General features: G+C 74.6%; 15 protein-coding genes. 5 read left to right on the forward strand and 10 right to left on the reverse strand.

What is annotated here, in order from left to right; translation table 11 throughout:
* Positions 1–126: 126 nt before the first annotated feature.
* The 3 genes from AB0D46_RS31370 to AB0D46_RS31380 are packed head-to-tail and all read right to left on the reverse strand — an operon-like array spanning position 127 to position 2,917.
* Entirely contained in the window at positions 127–873 is a 747-nt protein-coding gene (locus tag AB0D46_RS31370) for an SseB family protein (RefSeq protein ID WP_362882518.1), read from the reverse strand.
* A gap of 2 nt (positions 874–875) precedes the next feature.
* A complete protein-coding gene (mycP, locus tag AB0D46_RS31375; protein WP_362882519.1) occupies positions 876–2,105 on the reverse strand; it encodes a type VII secretion-associated serine protease mycosin in 1,230 nt (409 codons plus the stop codon).
* Complete coding sequence (locus AB0D46_RS31380) at positions 2,102–2,917, reverse strand: hypothetical protein (RefSeq protein WP_362882521.1); 816 nt, start codon at positions 2,915–2,917, stop codon at positions 2,102–2,104. Before AB0D46_RS31380 ends, mycP begins: the two co-directional genes overlap by 4 nt.
* A gap of 225 nt (positions 2,918–3,142) precedes the next feature.
* Here AB0D46_RS31380 and AB0D46_RS31385 point away from each other — a divergent pair, with 225 nt between their 5' ends.
* Positions 3,143–4,336 carry an amino acid deaminase/aldolase gene (locus AB0D46_RS31385; RefSeq protein WP_362882523.1) on the forward strand — a complete coding sequence of 398 codons (1,194 nt, stop codon included), beginning with the start codon at positions 3,143–3,145 and terminating at the stop codon, positions 4,334–4,336.
* Positions 4,337–4,352: 16 nt separating this feature from the next.
* Here AB0D46_RS31385 and AB0D46_RS31390 read toward each other — a convergent pair whose 3' ends face one another.
* The 4 genes from AB0D46_RS31390 to AB0D46_RS31405 all read right to left on the reverse strand — a co-directional run bounded on the left by AB0D46_RS31390 (position 4,353) and on the right by AB0D46_RS31405 (position 9,451).
* Positions 4,353–5,654 (reverse strand): haloacid dehalogenase-like hydrolase, encoded by a 1,302-nt coding sequence (locus AB0D46_RS31390; RefSeq protein WP_362882524.1) that lies wholly within the window; start codon positions 5,652–5,654, stop codon positions 4,353–4,355.
* Between the two features lie 175 nt (positions 5,655–5,829).
* On the reverse strand, positions 5,830–6,624 hold the full coding sequence (locus AB0D46_RS31395) for a 3-oxoacyl-ACP reductase (protein ID WP_362882526.1): 795 nt from the start codon (positions 6,622–6,624) through the stop codon (positions 5,830–5,832).
* Between the two features lie 5 nt (positions 6,625–6,629).
* Complete coding sequence (locus AB0D46_RS31400) at positions 6,630–7,982, reverse strand: aldehyde dehydrogenase family protein (RefSeq protein WP_362882527.1); 1,353 nt, start codon at positions 7,980–7,982, stop codon at positions 6,630–6,632.
* A 95-nt stretch (positions 7,983–8,077) separates the two neighbouring features.
* Positions 8,078–9,451: a glutamine synthetase family protein gene (locus tag AB0D46_RS31405; RefSeq protein WP_362882528.1), complete on the reverse strand. Its 1,374-nt coding sequence runs from the start codon at positions 9,449–9,451 to the stop codon at positions 8,078–8,080.
* Between the two features lie 77 nt (positions 9,452–9,528).
* Between AB0D46_RS31405 and AB0D46_RS31410 the strand changes: the two genes are divergently transcribed.
* The 3 genes from AB0D46_RS31410 (at position 9,529) to AB0D46_RS31420 (ending at position 12,793) form a co-directional block, all read left to right on the forward strand.
* Positions 9,529–10,275 carry an FCD domain-containing protein gene (locus tag AB0D46_RS31410; RefSeq protein ID WP_362882529.1) on the forward strand — a complete coding sequence of 249 codons (747 nt, stop codon included), beginning with the start codon at positions 9,529–9,531 and terminating at the stop codon, positions 10,273–10,275.
* A gap of 209 nt (positions 10,276–10,484) precedes the next feature.
* Entirely contained in the window at positions 10,485–11,972 is a 1,488-nt protein-coding gene (gene eat / locus AB0D46_RS31415; RefSeq protein ID WP_362882530.1) for an ethanolamine permease, read from the forward strand.
* An 86-nt stretch (positions 11,973–12,058) separates the two neighbouring features.
* Positions 12,059–12,793 (forward strand): gamma-glutamyl-gamma-aminobutyrate hydrolase family protein, encoded by a 735-nt coding sequence (locus AB0D46_RS31420; protein ID WP_362882531.1) that lies wholly within the window; start codon positions 12,059–12,061, stop codon positions 12,791–12,793.
* Between the two features lie 149 nt (positions 12,794–12,942).
* Here the strand turns inward: AB0D46_RS31420 and AB0D46_RS31425 are convergent, their stop codons facing one another.
* Positions 12,943–13,866 carry a LysR family transcriptional regulator gene (locus AB0D46_RS31425; protein WP_362882532.1) on the reverse strand — a complete coding sequence of 308 codons (924 nt, stop codon included), beginning with the start codon at positions 13,864–13,866 and terminating at the stop codon, positions 12,943–12,945.
* 70 nt (positions 13,867–13,936) lie between these two features.
* Here AB0D46_RS31425 and AB0D46_RS31430 point away from each other — a divergent pair, with 70 nt between their 5' ends.
* Complete coding sequence (locus tag AB0D46_RS31430) at positions 13,937–15,091, forward strand: TDT family transporter (protein WP_362882533.1); 1,155 nt, start codon at positions 13,937–13,939, stop codon at positions 15,089–15,091.
* A gap of 28 nt (positions 15,092–15,119) precedes the next feature.
* Here AB0D46_RS31430 and AB0D46_RS31435 read toward each other — a convergent pair whose 3' ends face one another.
* A complete protein-coding gene (locus AB0D46_RS31435) occupies positions 15,120–15,839 on the reverse strand; it encodes a helical backbone metal receptor (protein ID WP_362882534.1) in 720 nt (239 codons plus the stop codon).
* A gap of 4 nt (positions 15,840–15,843) precedes the next feature.
* Positions 15,844–16,392 (reverse strand): XRE family transcriptional regulator, encoded by a 549-nt coding sequence (locus AB0D46_RS31440; RefSeq protein ID WP_362882567.1) that lies wholly within the window; start codon positions 16,390–16,392, stop codon positions 15,844–15,846.
* Positions 16,393–16,676: the final 284 nt, after the last annotated feature.

Consider the following 16,676-nt stretch of genomic DNA (forward strand, 5'->3'; position numbering starts at 1 on the left):
AGGGCCCGGCCCCCTGGAAGGTTCCAGGGGGCCGGGCCCTCAATCGTGCGCCGCGCTCGCGACGCTCGTGTCCGGCGTTCGTGTCGGGCGTTCGTGTCCGGCGTTCGTGTCCGGGCCGGGCTCCGGTCAGCGGCTGAAGAGGGGCTCCCCCGGCGGGACCGGGCCCTGCGGCGGGAGCAGCGCCAGGTCCAGACCCCGTACGAGCCTGGCGCGCAGGGTCTCGTCCGCGGCCAGCGCCTCGGCGACCCGGCGGGCGGCGGCCTCGGGTGCCCGGCCGGCCTCGTCGGAGAGCACCACGGCGAGGGTGCCGTCGGAGCCGGCGCCGGAGCGGACCAGGTGGGCGCGGAGCACGGCGGGGTCCGCCGCCACGACGGCCCGTACGGCCTCCCGTACGGCGGGGTCGGCCAGCGGGCCGGCTTCGGTGCGGCCCTCGGCCAGCGCGAGCAGCGCGGAGCCGGTGAGCTGGTAGGGGACGGGACCGGCCAGGTCGACGACGATCGTGTCGGCCTTCTCGTGCGCGGCGGCGGCGAGGGCCTGGTGCAGGGGGACGGCGACCGGTCGGGCGGCCGGGTCCCACAGGGCGAGCGAGGCGATCGAGGTGAAGGCCGGCAGGGCCCGCCGGTCGCCGGCCGTCAGGGTGGGGACGGCCATGTCGCTGGTCTTCTCACGCTGGAGGCCGGTCCCGGGGTCGGTCTCGACCTCGCCGAGCATCGCCACGACGGGCACCAGCAGGCGGGCGTCCTTCAGGGCCGCGAGCACCTGCGGCTCGGCCGCGCGGTCCGCGGCCCAGGCGGCCAGGGCCGCGCTCAGCCGGGGATCGGCGGTGCCGTCGTCGTCGGAGAAACCGGGATCGGGAATGTTCTTGGTCGCCACAATTACCCGAGCCTATCCCGCCGTGCGGTGCGCGGACGCCGGGCCAGGACGCCCGCCACCCCGAGCAGGGCGAGCCCCGCGACGGCCGCGGCCGGGGCGCCGAGGCGGGCGGACCGCTCGGTGGGGCGGACCGGTTCGGGTCCGGGCCCGAAGTACCGGCCGGCAGCCGGGACGGGGGACGGCACGGGCGCCTCGGGGCGCAGCGCGCCGGCTGCCTGGAGGGCGGCGACGGGATCGACGGTGCCGTGGCCGCGGGCGTCGTCACGACCGCCCACCGGGCCGTCGGCGGCGGTGTCCTCCAACAGCTTCTTGACCTGGGCCGGGGACAGGTCCGGGTGGGCGGCCTTGACGAGGGCGACGGCTCCGGACACGAAGGCGGCGGCGGCGCTGGTGCCCCAGCCCTCGTAGTAGGAGCGGTCGGGGTCGGCGATCACGACGTCGACGCCGGGGGCGCTGACGGTGGCGTACCAGTGCCGGGTGGAGAAGGGGGCCTTGCGGCCCTGCCGGTCGACGGCCGCGACGGCGATCACCCCGGGGTAGGCGGCGGGGTAGGAGGTGCGGTCGCCGCGTTCGCCGCCGTTGCCGGCGGAGGCGACGACGACCACGCCCTTGCCGAGGGCGTACTGGACGGCCTCGTCCTCGGCGGCCTCGTGGTGGGCGGAGTCGCTGTCGTCGCCTAGCGACAGGTTGATGACGTCGGCGCCGTGGTCGGCGGCCCAGCGGATGCCTTCGGCGAGAGCGCCGGACTTGGCGTCGCGGGCCTCGTCGCGGCCGGGGTCGCCCTCCTCCAGGATCACCCGGACCGGGAGGATCTTCGCCTGGGGCGCGACGCCGAGGACGCCCTGGCCGCGGTGGGGGCCGTGGCCGCGGCCCGCGATGATGCTCGCCATCGCGGTGCCGTGGCGACCCCAGGAGCGGTCGCCGCGGCCGGCGCCCATGCCGACGAGGTCGCTGCCCTCCAGGACCTGTCCGGCGAGGTCGGGGTGGCCGGCGTCGACGCCGGTGTCGAGGACGGCGACGGTGACCCCGTCGCCCTGTGTGGTGCCCCAGGCCTCCTCGGCGCGCAGGGCCAGCAGCCCCCACTGCCGGTCGCGGATGGTGTCGGCGGCGACGGGGTGCACGGCGGTGAAGGTGACCAGGGCGGCCAGCGCGACGGCTCCGACGATCCGCGCGGGCCGCTCGCGGCGACCCCGGGCGCGGGGGTGGCCGGCGGCGGGGCGGGGGTCGGTCATCGGGTGGGCTCCGTGGGCGGGGGCGCCGAGGCCGTGGGTGGGGCGGCGAGGGTGGACAGGGCACGTTCGAAGCGGGCGGCGAGGGATGTGGCGTCGTGGCCGAGGCCCGCTTCGGTGACGACTCCGGTGGCGCTCGGGTGGGCCGCCTCCTCGGCGGGGGCGGGTCCGTCCATGGCGCGCCCGTCGGCGAAGGCGGAGACGGTGTAGACGAGGACGGGGGCCCCGGCGACGACGCTCGTGCTCCAGGCGGCCCGGCGGGTGTCGGCGTACGCGTAGGCGGGCGGGGCGGGCAGCCGGCCGCGGAGCCCGTCCATGGTGACGGAGTCGGCGGGGGTGAAGACCAGGCCGACGGTGACCAGCGAGCTGCGGGTGGCGTCGGTGTAGGTGGCGCGGAGCACGCGGGTGCAGCCGGTGGCGGCGAGCGCGGCCCGCCAGTCGGCGGTGAGGGCGGCGGCGCAGTCCGCGTCGGGCGCGAGCGCGGTCCGGGTCCAGTTGCGGTCGGCTCCGCCGGGGCCGGCCCCGGCGGCGTCCACCCGCGGTGGCAGCAGGCTGTCCACGGGGGCGGACCGCCAGAGCGAGGCGGCCTGCCGGTAGGCGGCGTCCGGCGGCAACGGGCGCCGCGCGTCGCGGTGTTCGCTCCAGGCGGTGGCGGCGGCCCCGGCGAGCAGGCCAGCGCCGAGGAGGGCGCTCAGGACGGCGGCGGCGGTCCGGCCGGCGCGGCGCGGCGCCCGACCCTCGGGGGCGGGCCGTTCGGTGGGCGCGGGGGGAACGGGCTCACCGAGGTGAGCGGTCCGTGGTGTCGACGTGGTCATCCGGCGGCTCCGCCCCCCGCTTCCGTACGGCTGCCTGCCCCGTACTCTACGGGGCCCGCGCCCCGGTGGGGACGGGGTCGCGGGGGCCGTGACCGGCGCGGGCCGTCCGCCCCGGAGCACGCCGGTCGGGCGCGCGCCCGCGAGCGGCGCCCCCGCGCCGGGGCACTCGGAGCGGCCCGCTCCGGGGCCTACCCACGGGTAGGGCCATCTGGCAAGCTGCCGGGCATGACTTCCGACCGGGCCCGGTACGACCGGGCGACCGCGCACCTCGAAGCGCCGCTGGCCATCGTGGACCTCGACGCGTTCGACGCCAACGCCGACGATCTCGTGCGCCGGGCCGGCGGCAAGCCGGTCCGGGTCGCCAGCAAGTCCGTACGGTGTCGGGCGCTGCTCGAACGGGTCCTGGCGCGGCCCGGGTTCGCCGGGATCATGTCGTACACGCTCGCCGAGTCGCTGTGGTTGGCCCGCTCGGGGTTCGAGGACGTCCTGCTCGCCTACCCGTCCGCGGACCGGGCCGCCTTCGCGGAGCTCGCCGGGGATCCGAAGCTGGCCGGGGCCGTGACGGTGATGGTGGACGATCCGGCGCAGCTGGAGCTGATCGACCGGGCGCGGGACGGCGGGACGCAGGAGGTCCGCGTCTGCCTGGAGTTGGACACCGCGCTGCACCTGCTCGGCGGCCGGGTACGGGTCGGGGCGCGGCGTTCGCCGCTGCGGGAGCCGGAGCAACTGGCCGCGCTGGCGCGGGCGGTGGCGGCGCGGCCGGGGTTCCGGGTGGTGGGGCTGATGGGCTACGAGGGGCACGTCGCCGGTGTCGGGGACGCGTTGGCCGGGAGGCCGGTGCGCTCACGGATGATCCGGCTGATGCAGGGCGCGGCCCGCAAGGAGCTGGCGGCCCGGCGGGCCGAGGCGGTGCGGGCGGTCCGCGCGGTGGTGCCGGATCTGGAGTTCGTCAACGGCGGTGGCACCGGCAGCGTGCAGCAGACGGCCGCCGAGGACGCGGTGACGGAGATCGCCGCCGGGTCGGGGCTCTACGTACCGCGGCTCTTCGACAACTACACCTCGTTCCGCGGCCGGCCCGCGGCCCTGTTCGCGCAGCCGGTGGTGCGCCGGCCCGGGGTGGGCGTGGTGACGGTCCTCGGCGGGGGCTATCCGGCGTCGGGTGCGCCGGGTGCGGACCGGCTGCCCGTGCCGTACCTGCCGGAGGGGTTGCGCTACGACCCGCAGGAGGGGGCGGGCGAGGTGCAGACGCCGCTGCTGGGGAGTCCGGCGGACGACCTGTTGATCGGGGACCGGGTGTGGTTCCGGCACGCGAAGGCCGGTGAGCTGTGCGAGCGGTTCGACGCCCTGCACCTGGTCGAGGGCGACCGGGTGACGGCCACCGCCCCGACGTACCGGGGCGAGGGCCGCACCTTCCTGTAGCGCGCGGGGCGGCCGGTCAGGGCCGGAAGACCGTGTCCGGCTGGTCGGGGATGACGCTCGCGTCGCCCCGCCGGACGGGTCCGGGGGTTCCGTCGGGCCCGGTCCAGCCGGTGGTGGAGCAGGGGTAGGGGCCGCTCCTGCGGGGCTTGGGTTCGATGAACATCGGGTTCACGATCCACTTGCCGTCGCTGTTGTCGTAGGCCCGGCACATGACCTCGTTCTTGTTGCGGTTGACCACCAGGCGCAGGGCGGTCGCGTCGCGCAGGAAGGAGATGTAGGTGTCGGAGTCCCCGGCGGCGAAGACCTGGCGGCGGGCGGCCGGTTGGACCTGTTCGGCGGCCGGGCCGCGGATCCCGAGGACCTCCTGGTTGATCCAGCAGCGCTTGCCGTCGATGTAGGTGATCATCGTGTCGGCTCCGTCGCGTACGGATCCGCAGCCCTGGAGGTGCGGGGTGAGGCGGCCGTCGCGGGTGGTGGTGTTGCGGATGCCGATGACGTGGTCGGCGGGTATGCCGACGCCCCGAGCCCAGACCTCGACGACGGGTTGCGGGGAGGCCGAGCTGATCCAGACGTCGAAGCCGGCCCGGCGCAGCGTCGCGATGAGGTCCTTCTGCTGCTCGTAGTAGCGGACCCAGCCGGTGGCCGTGCCGGTGCCGACCCGTTGTTCGGCGCCGATGGGCGCGGCGAGGTTCTCGGTGCGGGCGGCGGCCGCGAAGCCGCGTACCTCTCGGGCGGTCCAGCCCTGCATGAGCTGGGGCAGCCAGGCGTAGGCGGGTTCGGTGGTGCGGCGGTCCCAGCCCGCGAAGGCGGCGACGCCGGTGCGGGTCGCGGAGGTGCCGTAGACGGCCTTGACCTCGTCGGCGCAGGCCGCGCCGCGGGCGGCGGCGGTGGGCAGGGGGTCGCCGGGGCGGGCGAGGGGACCGCAGGCGTCGGCGAGGGCTCGGGCGGCGGCGGGGGTGAGGTGGCGGCTGGTGGTGGACCAGTCGCCGCGGGCGGGCTGGCGGATCTTCCCGTTGCGCAGCAGCCAGAACAGGGTGGCGTCGCCGACGTCGTTCTTGACGACGGTGTTGTCCCAGTCGAAGACGGCGACGGGCTTGGTGCGGCCGGGGCGGTACGGGTCGCAGTCGCCGTGGCGGTCGATGAGTTCCTGGAGGCGGGCGCGGTTGTCCCCGTACCAGCCGGCCGCGAGCTTCGGGGTGACGCAGTGCGCTGCGGGGCGGGCCGCGTGGGCGGCGGGTCCGGCGGCGAGGAGGCCGCAGACGGCGGTGCCGGCGGCGAGGCAGGCCCGCAGGCGCCGGGTGGTACCGGTTCGGGTCACTGGGTGGACGCTCCTGATTCCGGTGAAGGTCTTCCGAAGGTCGGTCGAAGGTCGTCGGGACGGGGGCCGGGGGGACACGGGCCCGGGGGACGGGGAACACGACAGCCGGGCGTCGTGCGACGCCCGGCTGTCGGGAGGGTGCGGTACGGGTGGACGTGCGCGGCGTCCCGGTCGGCTACAGGGGGGTGACGTACGCGCCGGCGATGCCGCCGTCGACGAGGAAGTCGGTGGCGTTGACGAAGGAGGAGTCGTCGCTGGCGAGGAAGGCCACGGCGGCGGCGATCTCGGTGGGCTCGGCGAACCGGCCGAGCGGGATGTGCACGAGGCGGCGGGCGGCGCGCTCGGGGTCCTTGGCGAACAGTTCCTGGAGCAGCGGGGTGTTGACCGGTCCGGGGCACAGGGCGTTGACGCGGATGCCCTCGCGGGCGAACTGGACGCCGAGTTCGCGGGTCATGGCGAGGACGCCGCCCTTGGAGGCGGTGTAGGAGATCTGGGAGGTGGCGGCGCCCATGATGGCCACGAAGGAGGCGGTGTTGATGATGGAGCCGCGACCCTGGGCCCGCATGTAGGGCAGGGCGGCCTTGCAGCAGAGGTAGACGGAGGTGAGGTTGACGTCCTGGACGCGGCGCCAGGCGTCGAGCTCGGTGGTGAGGATGGAGTCGTCGTCCGGGGGCGAGATGCCGGCGTTGTTGAAGGCGATGTCGACGGAGCCGTAGGTGTCGTGGGCCGTCTTGAACAGGGCGTCGACCTGTTCCTTGTCGGTGACGTCGACCTGGACGAAGGTGCCGCCGACCTCTTCGGCGGCGGATTTGCCGGCGACCGGGTCGATGTCGGCGCAGACGACGTTGGCGCCTTCGGAGGCGAGGCGACGGGCGGTGGCCAGGCCGATGCCGCTGCCGGCCCCGGTGATGACGGCGGTGCGGCCGACCAGGCGGCGGCAGACGATCTCTTCGTTGGTCTGGCTGGTCATGGTGGTCAGGCCTCCGTGCTGATGAAGACGTTCTTGGTTTCGGTGAAGGCGGTGAGGGCGTCCGGGCCGAGTTCGCGGCCGAGTCCGGACTGTTTGTAGCCGCCGAAGGGGGTCCAGTAGCGGACGCTGCTGTGCGAGTTGACGGAGAGGTTGCCCGCGGCGACGGCGCGAGAGACGCGCAGGGCGCGGCCGACGTCGCGGGTCCACAGGGAGCCGGAGAGGCCGTACTCGGTCGCGTTGGCCAGGCGTACGGCGTCCTCCTCGTCCTCGAAGGGCAGGACGACGGCGACCGGCCCGAAGACCTCCTCGACGGCGACGGGCGCGGTGGCGGCGGCGTCGGTGACGAGGGTGGGCGGGTACCAGAAGCCGGGGCCCTCGGGGGCGGAGCCGCGGACGGCGGTGAGGTCGTCGGTGACGTAGGAGCGGACGCGGTCGAGCTGGGCGCGGGAGATGAGCGGGCCCATCTGCGTCTTCTCGTCGAGCGGGTCGCCGACGACGACCGATTCGATGCCGGGGGTGACGAGCGCGAGGAACCGGTCGTACACGGAGCGCTGGACGAGGATCCGGGTGCGGGCGCAGCAGTCCTGGCCGGTGTTGTCGAGGAAGGCCATGGGGGCGGCGCCCGCGGCGGCTTCGAGGTCGGCGTCGGCGAAGACGATGTTGGGGCTCTTGCCGCCGAGTTCGAGGGTGACCCGTTTCACCCGGTCGGCGCACTTGGCCATGATGCGCTTGCCGACGCCGGTGGAGCCGGTGAAGACGATCTTGGCGACCCCGGGGTGTTCGACGAGCGCTTCACCGGTGACGGACCCGTGGCCGGGGAGCACCTGGAAGAGGTGCTCGGGGATCCCGGCTTCGAGGGCGAGTTCGGCCAGGCGCAGGGCGGTGAGCGGGGTGGTCTCCGCGGGTTTGAGGAGGACGGCGTTGCCCGCGGCCAGGGCGGGGGCCAGGCCCCAGGCGGCGATCGGCATCGGGAAGTTCCAGGGGGCGATCACGCCGATGACGCCGAGGGGTTCGAGGAAGGTGACGTCGATGCCGCCGGCGACCGGGATCTGTCGGCCGGAGAGGCGTTCGACGCCGCCGGCGGCGAAGTCGAGCAGGTCGCGTACGTTGCCCGCTTCCCAGCGGGCGTTGCCGAGGGTGTGGCCGGCCTCACGGACCTCCAGGAGGGCGAGTTCCTCGACGTGCGCGTCGACGATCGCGGCGAAGCGGCGCAGGAGTCGGGCCCGGTCCGCGGGGGCGGCGGCGGCCCAGCCGCGCTGGGCGGCGGCGGCTCGTACGACGGCGGCGTCGACGTCGTCCCGTGTGGCGGTCGGGACGGTGGCGACGACTTCCTCGGTGGCCGGGTTCAGCACTGTCAACCGGACAGGGTCCAGCACTTCGGACACGTGGTGCCTCTCAGGTTCTTCGGGGCGGGTGGTGCGGTGTGCGATGCGTGCGGGTGCGCCGCGGCCGGTTACAGGCGTTCGAAGGAGCGGCGCAGTTCCCAGTCGGTGACGGCGGAGTCGTGGGCGTCGAGTTCGACGCGGGCCATGTTCCGGTAGTGCGCGACGACTTCGGGGCCGAACGCCGCCTTGGCGATCTCGCTGTTCTCCCAGAGTTCCGCCGCCTCCCGCAGGGTCGTGGGGACGTGCGCGTAGTCGGCGGTGTAGGCGTTGCCCGGACAGGAGTCGGGGAGTTCCAGGCGGTTCTCGATGCCGTACAGCCCGGCCGCGACCAGGCCGGCGACGGCAAGGTAGGGGTTGACGTCGCCGCCGGGGAGGCGGTTCTCGAAGCGCATGGAGCGGCCATGACCGACCACGCGCAGGGCGCAGGTCCGGTTGTCCACGCCCCAGGCGACGGCGGTCGGGGCGAAGGATCCCGGGCGGAAACGCTTGTACGAGTTGATGTTCGGGGCGTAGAGAAGGGAGAAGTCGCGCAGCGCGGCCAGCTGGCCGGCCAGGAAGTGCCGCATCACGGGTGACATTCCGTGTTCGGCGTCTTCTCCGTCACCGGCCATCGCGTTGTGCCCGTCGGTGTCGGCCAGGGAGAGGTGGATGTGGCAGGAGTTGCCCTCGCGCTCGTCGTACTTGGCCATGAAGGTGAGCGAGACGCCCTCCTGGGCGGCGATCTCCTTCGCGCCGGTCTTGTAGACGGCGTGCTGGTCGCAGGTGGTGAGCGCCTCGTCGTAGCGGAAGACGATCTCGTGCTGGCCGAGGTTGCACTCGCCCTTGGCGGACTCGACGACGAGTCCGGCGGCCTGCATCTCGTTGCGGATGCGGCGCAACAGGGGCTCGACGCGGCCGGTGCCGAGGACGGAGTAGTCGATGTTGTACTGGTTGGCGGGGGTCAGGCCGCGGTAGTTGGCGTTCCAGGCCTGTTCGTAGGTGTCCTGGAAGACCATGAACTCCAGTTCCGTGCCGACCATCGCGGTGTACCCCAGTTCGCCGAGCCGCTCCAACTGGTGGCGCAGGATCTGTCGGGGCGCGGCGACGACGGACGTGCCGTCGCTCCAGGCGAGGTCGGCGAGGACGAAGGCGCTGCCGGGGTTCCAGGGGATGCGGCGCAGCGTGTCGAGGTCGGGGTGCATGGCGAAGTCGCCGTAGCCCCGGTCCCAGGAGGACATCTCGTAGCCGTCGACGGTGTTCATGTCGGTGTCGACGGCGAGGAGGTAGTTGCAGCCCTCGGTGCCGTGGGCGAGGACCTCGTCGAGGAAGAACTGTGCGGCGAACCGCTTGCCCTGGAGGCGTCCCTGCATGTCGGGGAAGGCCAGGACGACGGTGTCGATCTCACCGCTGGCGACGAGGGCGCGGAGCTCCTCGGGCGCGAGCGGCGGCTTGCGGTCTACCACTGGAATCTCTCCTTCGGTGAGCCGAGGAGGCCTAAGGTATTGAATAGAACCATTGCTTGGGAAGGGGAGGGGCCGAGATGACCGACACGACGAGCGAGGGTGGCTCGATCGCACGACTGAATCCGGTGCTGCGGCAGGTCCGGGCGGGCAACGGTTTCGAGGAGGCCCTCGAACAGATCCTCCAGGTGGTCCGGCTGGGCCTGGTGCCGGGCGGCGAACGGCTCCCGCCGGAGCGGGAACTCGCGGAGCGGATGGGGATCAGCCGGGTCACCCTGCGCGAGGTCCTGAAGGTGCTCCAGGACCAGGGCCTGGTCGAGGCGCGGCGCGGCCGGTACGGCGGAACCTTCGTCCTGGCCCGCCCCGACACCCCGGCGGGCGGCGCCGAGGAGGAGCTGCGGCGACGCGTCGCCGGGGTGGACATCGAGGACGCGCTGCGCTTCCGCGAGGTGCTGGAGGTCGGCGCGGCGGGGTTGTGCGCCTCGCAGGGGCTGACCGAGGAGGGCTCCGAACGGCTGCTGCGCGCCCTGGCCGCCACCCACGACGCCCCGCTCACCGACTACCGCCGCCAGGACACCCTCTTCCACCTGACCCTGTGCGAATTGGCCGGCTCCGCCACGCTGACGGCCCAGTACGCGGCCGTCCGCGCGAGCGTGAACGACCTGCTGGACTGCATACCGCTGCTGGTGCGCAACCTGGAGCACTCGCAGCAGCAGCACTCGGCCCTGGTCGAGGCGGTCCTGGAGGGCGACGCCGACGGGGCGCGCGAAACCATGCGCGAGCACTGCTGCGGCACGGCGGCCCTGCTGCGCGGGTTCCTCGCGTGAGGCGGGGCCGGAGCGACGACACGCGGGGCGGGGCGAGCCGCGCGCGAGCGCCGCGACCAAGAGTGCCCGGTGGCGATGGGTGGTGACAGTTGGTGACGGGTCGTGACCGGGAGGGTTTCGTAACCCCTGTTTAACGCAAGGGTCTTGCGCGCTCCACTCCCCTGCCGCAAAGGTACGCCTCACAACCATTGCCCTAGGCAGGAGCGCACATGGCCGACGACATCGCACCCGTGACCGCGAAGACACCAGCCGGGTCGGGCTCCCCCGGCGGCGGCTCCCCCGGCGGCGCGGACGCCGAGTACCTGCGCCGACGTACCCTGCGGCGCGGCAGCGCCGGTTGGCTGCTGCTGACCGGACTCGGCGTCGCGTACGTCGTCTCCGGGGACTTCTCCGGCTGGAACGTCGGCCTCGACAAGGGCGGCTTCGGCGGCCTGGCCATCGCGACCGTCCTGATGGGCGTCATGTACGCCTGCCTGGTGTTCTCCCTCGCCGAGCTGTCCACGATCCTGCCGACGGCGGGCGGCGGCTACGGCTTCGCCCGGCGGGCGCTGGGCCCCTGGGGCGGCTTCCTGACCGGCACGGCCATCCTGATCGAGTACATCCTGGCCCCGGCGGCGATCGTCATCTTCATCGGCGACTACGTCGAGTCACTGGGCCTCTTCGGCCTGACCTCCAGTTGGCCGGTCTACCTCGGCTGCTTCGTCGTCTTCATCGGCGTCCACCTGTGGGGCGTGGGCGAGGCGCTGCGCTTCAGCCTCGTCGTCACCGCCATCGCCGTGGCCGCGCTGCTGATCTTCGCGGTCGGCGCGTTCACCGAGTTCGACGCGTCCTCGCTCGACGACATCGCGGTGGACACGAGCGCGTTCGGAGCGAGCTCGTGGCTGCCGTTCGGTGTCCTCGGCATCTGGGCGGCCTTCCCGTTCGGCATGTGGTTCTTCCTCGGCGTCGAGGGCGTGCCGCTGGCCGCCGAGGAGGCCAAGGACCCGGTCCGCTCGATGCCGAAGGCCCTCGCCATCTCGATGGGCGTCCTGACCCTGCTCGCCCTGATCACCTTCTTCGCCGCCACCGGCGCCCAGGGCGCCGACGCGGTACGGAGCGCCGGCAACCCGCTCGTCGTGGCGCTGGAGGGGGACGGCGGGCCGACCGCGCTGAGCCGGTTCGTCAACTACGCGGGGCTGGCGGGCCTGGTCGCCTCGTTCTTCTCGCTCATCTACGCCGGTTCGCGCCAGCTGTTCGCCCTCTCCCGGGCCGGGTACCTGCCGCGCTTCCTGTCGCTGACCTCGAAGCGCAAGGCCCCGTACCTCGGTCTGGTGATCCCGGGCGCGATCGGCTTCGCCCTCGCGGCGGCCACCGGCAACGGCGCCCGGATGCTGAACATCGCGGTGTTCGGCGCGACGATCTCGTACGCCCTGATGGCCCTGTCGCACATCGTGCTGCGCCGCCGGGAGCCGGGCCTGGAGCGCCCGTACCGGACCCCGGGCGGCGTGCTGACCTCGTCCGTCGCGTTCGTGCTGGCCCTGTCGGCACTGGTCGCGACCTTCCTGGTGGACAAGGACGCGGCGTTCATCGCGCTCGGCGTCTACGCCGTCGCCCTCGCCTACTTCGCCGTCTACAGCCGGCGCCGGCTGGTCGCCTCGGCGCCGGAGGAGGAGTTCGCCGCGCTCGCGGAAGCCGAGGCGGAGTTGACCCGGGACTGAAACCCTGGGCCCCGACGGCTCCCGATCCGTCCCGCCCGCCCGCTCACCGAGCACCACCGTTCGGCACCACCACCGGAGGTACACCCGTGCCCAGGCCGCTCATCGGCATCACCACGTACGTGGAGGCGTCCACCCGCTACGGCGTGTGGGACCTGCCCACGTCCCTCGTCCCCGCCGACTACCACGCGCTCGTCCAGGCGGCGGGCGGCGCGGCCGTGCTGCTGCCGCCGGACGAACCGGGGCGGGCGGCGGAGGTGCTGGAGCGGGTGGACGGCCTGGTCGTGGCGGGCGGACCCGACGTGGACCCGGTCCACTACGGGGCCGAGCGCGACCCGCGCACCGGCGCCCCGGCGACGGTCCGCGACGCGTGGGAGCTGGCGCTGCTCGCGGCGGCCCTGGACTCCGGTACGCCGGTGCTGGGCATCTGCCGGGGCATGCAGGCCCTGAACGTCGTCCTGGGCGGGACCCTGGTCCAACACATCGACGGCCACGCCGACACCCCGGGGATCGCCGGTCGGCATCCGGTACGGCCGGTCGCCGGCACCCGGTACGCGGCGCTCGTCCCCGAGGAGGCCGAGGTGCCCACCTACCACCACCAGGCGGTGGACCGGCTGGGCCGGGACCTGGTCGTCTCGGCGTACGCCCTGGACGGCACGGTGGAGGCGATCGAACTCCCCGACCCGGCGCCGTGGGTGGTCGGCGTCCAGTGGCACCCGGAACGCGACAAGGACACCCGCGTGATGGCGGCCCTGGTCGAAGCGGCGGGCGCCCGCTCCCCGTACGGGACCCCGCGCACCCTCACGACCGCCACGACCGGCTGACCCCGGACCCGCCGCCCCGGCCGGGCCCGCGCCGAGGCCGCGCCGGCCACCCGCCCGGCCACCGCCGACTCGACCGGCTGAGCCCGGACCCGCCGCCCCGGCCGGGCCCGCGCCGGGCCCGCGCCGGCCACCCGCCTGGCCACCGCCGACTACGGCCGGCCCCGCGTCAGGGACAGCAGGTCGCGAGCCGGGCCGGCCGGGCGGTTGCCGGTGGGCCACACCGCACGCAGGGCCCGGGCCAGGTCGGCGCCCGCGACGGGGACGGCCACCAGCCGCCGCCCGGCCAGCTCGTCCCCCAGCGCGAGCTCCGACAGCACGCACGGCCCGGCGCCGCTGACGGCCGCCGCCTTCACGGCCGTGGTCGACGCCAGCTCCAGCAGGGGCTCCGCCAGTCCCCCGCACCCCGCCAGCGCCGCGTCGAGCACCTGCCGGGTGCCCGAACCCCGCTCCCGCAGGATCAGCGGGGTCCGCGCCAGCTCGGCCGCCGCCACCGCCCGGGTGCGCCGCGCCCAGGGGTGCGAGGGCGCCACCGCGACGACGAGCCGGTCCTGGGCGATGACCGCCGAGTCCAGCCCCTCCGGCACGGACAGCCCCTCCACGAAGCCCAGGTCCGCGTCGTGCGCGAGGACCCGCGTGGCGACGTCCGCCGAGTTCCCCGCGTGCAGGGACACCGCCGTACCGGGCCGGTCCCCGCGCAGGGCGATCAGCCACCCGGGCAACAGGTACTCCGCGATGGTCATGCTGGCCGCCACCCGCAGCCGCGAGTCGCGACGGCCCCGTAGCGCCTGCGCGCCCGCGTCGAGCGCCTCGGCCGCCTCCACCACCCGCCGGGCCCAGTCCGTGACCAGCGCGCCCTCGGCCGTCAGGGTCGACCCGCGCGGGGACCGGTCGACGAGGGCCACGCCCAACCGGGTCTCCATGGCCCGGATCCGGCTGCTCGCGGCGGGCTGGGTGATGCCCATCCGCCGCGCCGCACCGCTCAGGCTGCCGACGCGGGCGACCGCGAGCAGCAGTTCCAGCGCGCCGAGATCCGGCACGCGGTGCGCCAGCGGAACCCACTCGTCATTACCCATAACATCAGCTTATGGCCTCATAGGGATGCGACCTCTGCCCACCCCCGGCCCCCGGGACCAGGCTGGACCCATGGCCACCACCCTCGCGCCGACCCGCGCCACCCGCACCACCACCGCCGCCCCCGGCACCCGCACCACGACCGCACCCCGGGCCCACAGGGCCCCGGCGCTGCGCCACCTCGGCCCGAACTGGTACGCCTGCGTCATGGGTACGGCCATCATCGCCAACGCCGGCGCGACCCTCCCGTACCAGCTGCCCGGCCAGCGCACGGCCTGTCAGCTGGTGTGGGCACTGTCGGCCGTCGCCCTGCTCGTCCTGCTCCTCGCCCGCGCCGGGCACTGGCTCCACCACCGCGACCAGGCCCGGGCCCATCTGCTCGACCCGGCCGTCGCGCCCTTCTACGGCTGTTTGTCGATGGCCCTGCTGGCCGTCGGCGCGGGCACGATGATCGTCGGCAAGGACCTGATCGGGGACCGCGCCGCCCTCGCCGCCGACGTCGTGCTGTTCTCCACCGGCACCGTGATCGCCCTGGTCATGGCCGTGGTCGTGCCCTACCTGATGGTGGTCCGCCACGAGGTCCGGGCGTCCCAGGCCACGCCCGTCTGGCTGCTGCCCGTGGTCGCCCCGATGGTCTCCGCCGCCGTGGGCCCGCTGCTGATACCCCACCTGCCCGCCGGTCAGCTCCGCGAGGCGATGCTGCTCGCCTGCTACGCCATGTTCGGCGTCAGCCTGCTGGCGACCCTGATGCTGCTCCCCCTGATCCTCGGCCGGCTGATCGTCAGCGGCCCGCTGCCGCTGGCGCTGACCCCCACCCTGTTCCTGGTCCTGGGTCCCCTCGGCCAGTCCGCCACCGCCGTCAACCAGCTCGCCGACGTGGCTCCGGGCGCCGTCCAGGCCCCGTACGCCGGGGCGTTCGGTGCCTTCGCGGTCGTCTACGGGGTCCCCGTCATGGGCTTCGCCCTGCTGTGGCTGGCCCTGGCGTCGGCGATGCTGGTGCGCGCCGCCCGCGCCGGGATGCCCTTCGCGATGACCTGGTGGGCGCTGACCTTCCCCGTCGGGACCTGCGTCACCGGCGCCGCCGGACTGGCCCGCCACACCGGCCTGACCGCGTTCTCCTGGCTGGCCGCGGCCCTCTTCGTCGGCCTGCTCGTCGCCTGGCTGCTCGCCGCCGCGCACACCCTGCGCGGCCTGTTCGGCGGCCGCCTGCTCGCCGCCCCGCGCTGACCCCGCTCCGTACGACGTGGGCCGGCGCTCAGCGCAGGGCCGCCCGCAGCGCCGCCGCCAGGACCGCCGGAGCCTCAACCAACGAGGGCCCGTACCAGGCCAGGTGACGGCCGCTGACCAGCACGGCGGGCAGTCCGGGGAAGGCCTCGGGCCCGTCCCCGGCGGTGAACCGGTAGGGCTCGTCGGGCAGCACCACCAGGTCGCAGCCGAGCCAGGCGGCCTCCGCCGCGGCCACCCTCGGGTACCGCTCCGGGTGCCCGGCGTACGCGTTGCGCACCCCGAGGCGGGCCAGCAGGTCCCCGGCGAAGGTGTCCCGGCCCAGCACCATCCAGGGTCGCCGCCAGATCGGCACGAACGCGGTGAGTTCCCCCACCGGCTCCGCCCGCGCCCAGGCCTCCTCGGCGTCCGCCAACCACCCGGGCCGCTCCAGCCCCAACGCCCCCACCAGGACCCGGTCCAGTTCGGACAGCGCCTGCGGGAGGTCCCGTACCTCCGTGACCAGCACCTCCACCCCGGCCGCGCGCAGCGCCGCCAGGTCGGGGGCCCGGTTCTCCTCCTCGTTGGCGATGACCAGGTCCGGGCGCAGCTCCAGCACGGCCCGTACGTCCGGGTTCTTCGTCCCCCCGATCCGTACGGCGTCCCCGAGGTCCGCCGGGTGCGTGCACCAGTCGGTGACGCCGACCAGCAGGCCGGGGGCACTCACCGCGACCGCATCGGTCAGCGAGGGCACGAGCGAGACGACGCGCACGGGCTCAGTGCCCCGGCGACGGGGGCTCGGACGTGGCGTGGATGTGGTCACCGACCGCGACGACCAGGATCCGGGTGTCCTCACCGGTGGCCCGCCAGCGGTGGCGCACCCCGCCGGACAGGAAGAGGGCGTCGCCGCTCTCCAGTCGGTACGCCCGCCCCTCGGCCTCCACCTGGCAGGCGCCGGAGACCACGTACATCAGCTCGTCGTTGCGGTGCTGGTACTCGCGCCCGGCGTCCTGCTCCCCGGTGAACTCCAGCGCGTGCAGCTGGTGGTGGCCGCGCACCAGCGCGCGGACGCCGGGCACCGGCGTGAGGTCGGACTCGTCGCCGGCCCGTACGAGGTCCACGGTGCGCGCGGTGTCGGAGGCGGCCAGCAGCTCGACCGCGGTGGTCTCCAGGGCGTCGGCGACCCGTTCCAGGGACCGCATGCTGGGGCGGGCGCGCTCGTTCTCTATCTGGCTCAGGAAGGGCACCGACAGACCGCTGCGCGCCGACACGGCGGCGAGGGTCAGGTGCAGGGCACGGCGCCGCTTGCGGACGGCCACTCCCACCCGCAGCGGTTCCTTGGAGTCCTTCTCCTTGTCGCTTCCGGCGGCGGGACCGTTCCCGCAGTCCCTGCCGCCCGTGCCGTCCGCGATGTTTGCGTCTTCCTTGCCGTTCATTTCGGGGCTGCCCTCCCCTGTCCTCGTCGCACATCGGTGTGCTGTAAGCACCTTACGCAGCAACCGCCTCCGGATTCGCGTGCAAGGGCGTACCGGACCCCGCCCCGGGCGACATCGCGTATCCTCCCGGTCACTCGGGGCGGCCGCCGGGGCCCGCCACAGCACGCGGTCGC

Source organism: Streptomyces sp. NPDC048383 (assembly GCF_040651775.1).
Classification (GTDB): domain Bacteria; phylum Actinomycetota; class Actinomycetes; order Streptomycetales; family Streptomycetaceae; genus Streptomyces.

Coding starts and splice junctions, on each gene's coding strand:
- mycP (WP_362882519.1), bottom strand. CDS start 2,105: ATGACCGACCCCCGCCCCGCCGCCGGCCACCCCCGCGCCCGGGGTCGC.
- AB0D46_RS31380 (WP_362882521.1), bottom strand. CDS start 2,917: ATGACCACGTCGACACCACGGACCGCTCACCTCGGTGAGCCCGTTCCC.
- AB0D46_RS31385 (WP_362882523.1), top strand. CDS start 3,143: ATGACTTCCGACCGGGCCCGGTACGACCGGGCGACCGCGCACCTCGAA.
- AB0D46_RS31395 (WP_362882526.1), bottom strand. CDS start 6,624: ATGACCAGCCAGACCAACGAAGAGATCGTCTGCCGCCGCCTGGTCGGC.
- AB0D46_RS31410 (WP_362882529.1), top strand. CDS start 9,529: ATGACCGACACGACGAGCGAGGGTGGCTCGATCGCACGACTGAATCCG.
- eat (WP_362882530.1), top strand. CDS start 10,485: ATGGCCGACGACATCGCACCCGTGACCGCGAAGACACCAGCCGGGTCG.
- AB0D46_RS31425 (WP_362882532.1), bottom strand. CDS start 13,866: ATGGGTAATGACGAGTGGGTTCCGCTGGCGCACCGCGTGCCGGATCTC.
- AB0D46_RS31430 (WP_362882533.1), top strand. CDS start 13,937: ATGGCCACCACCCTCGCGCCGACCCGCGCCACCCGCACCACCACCGCC.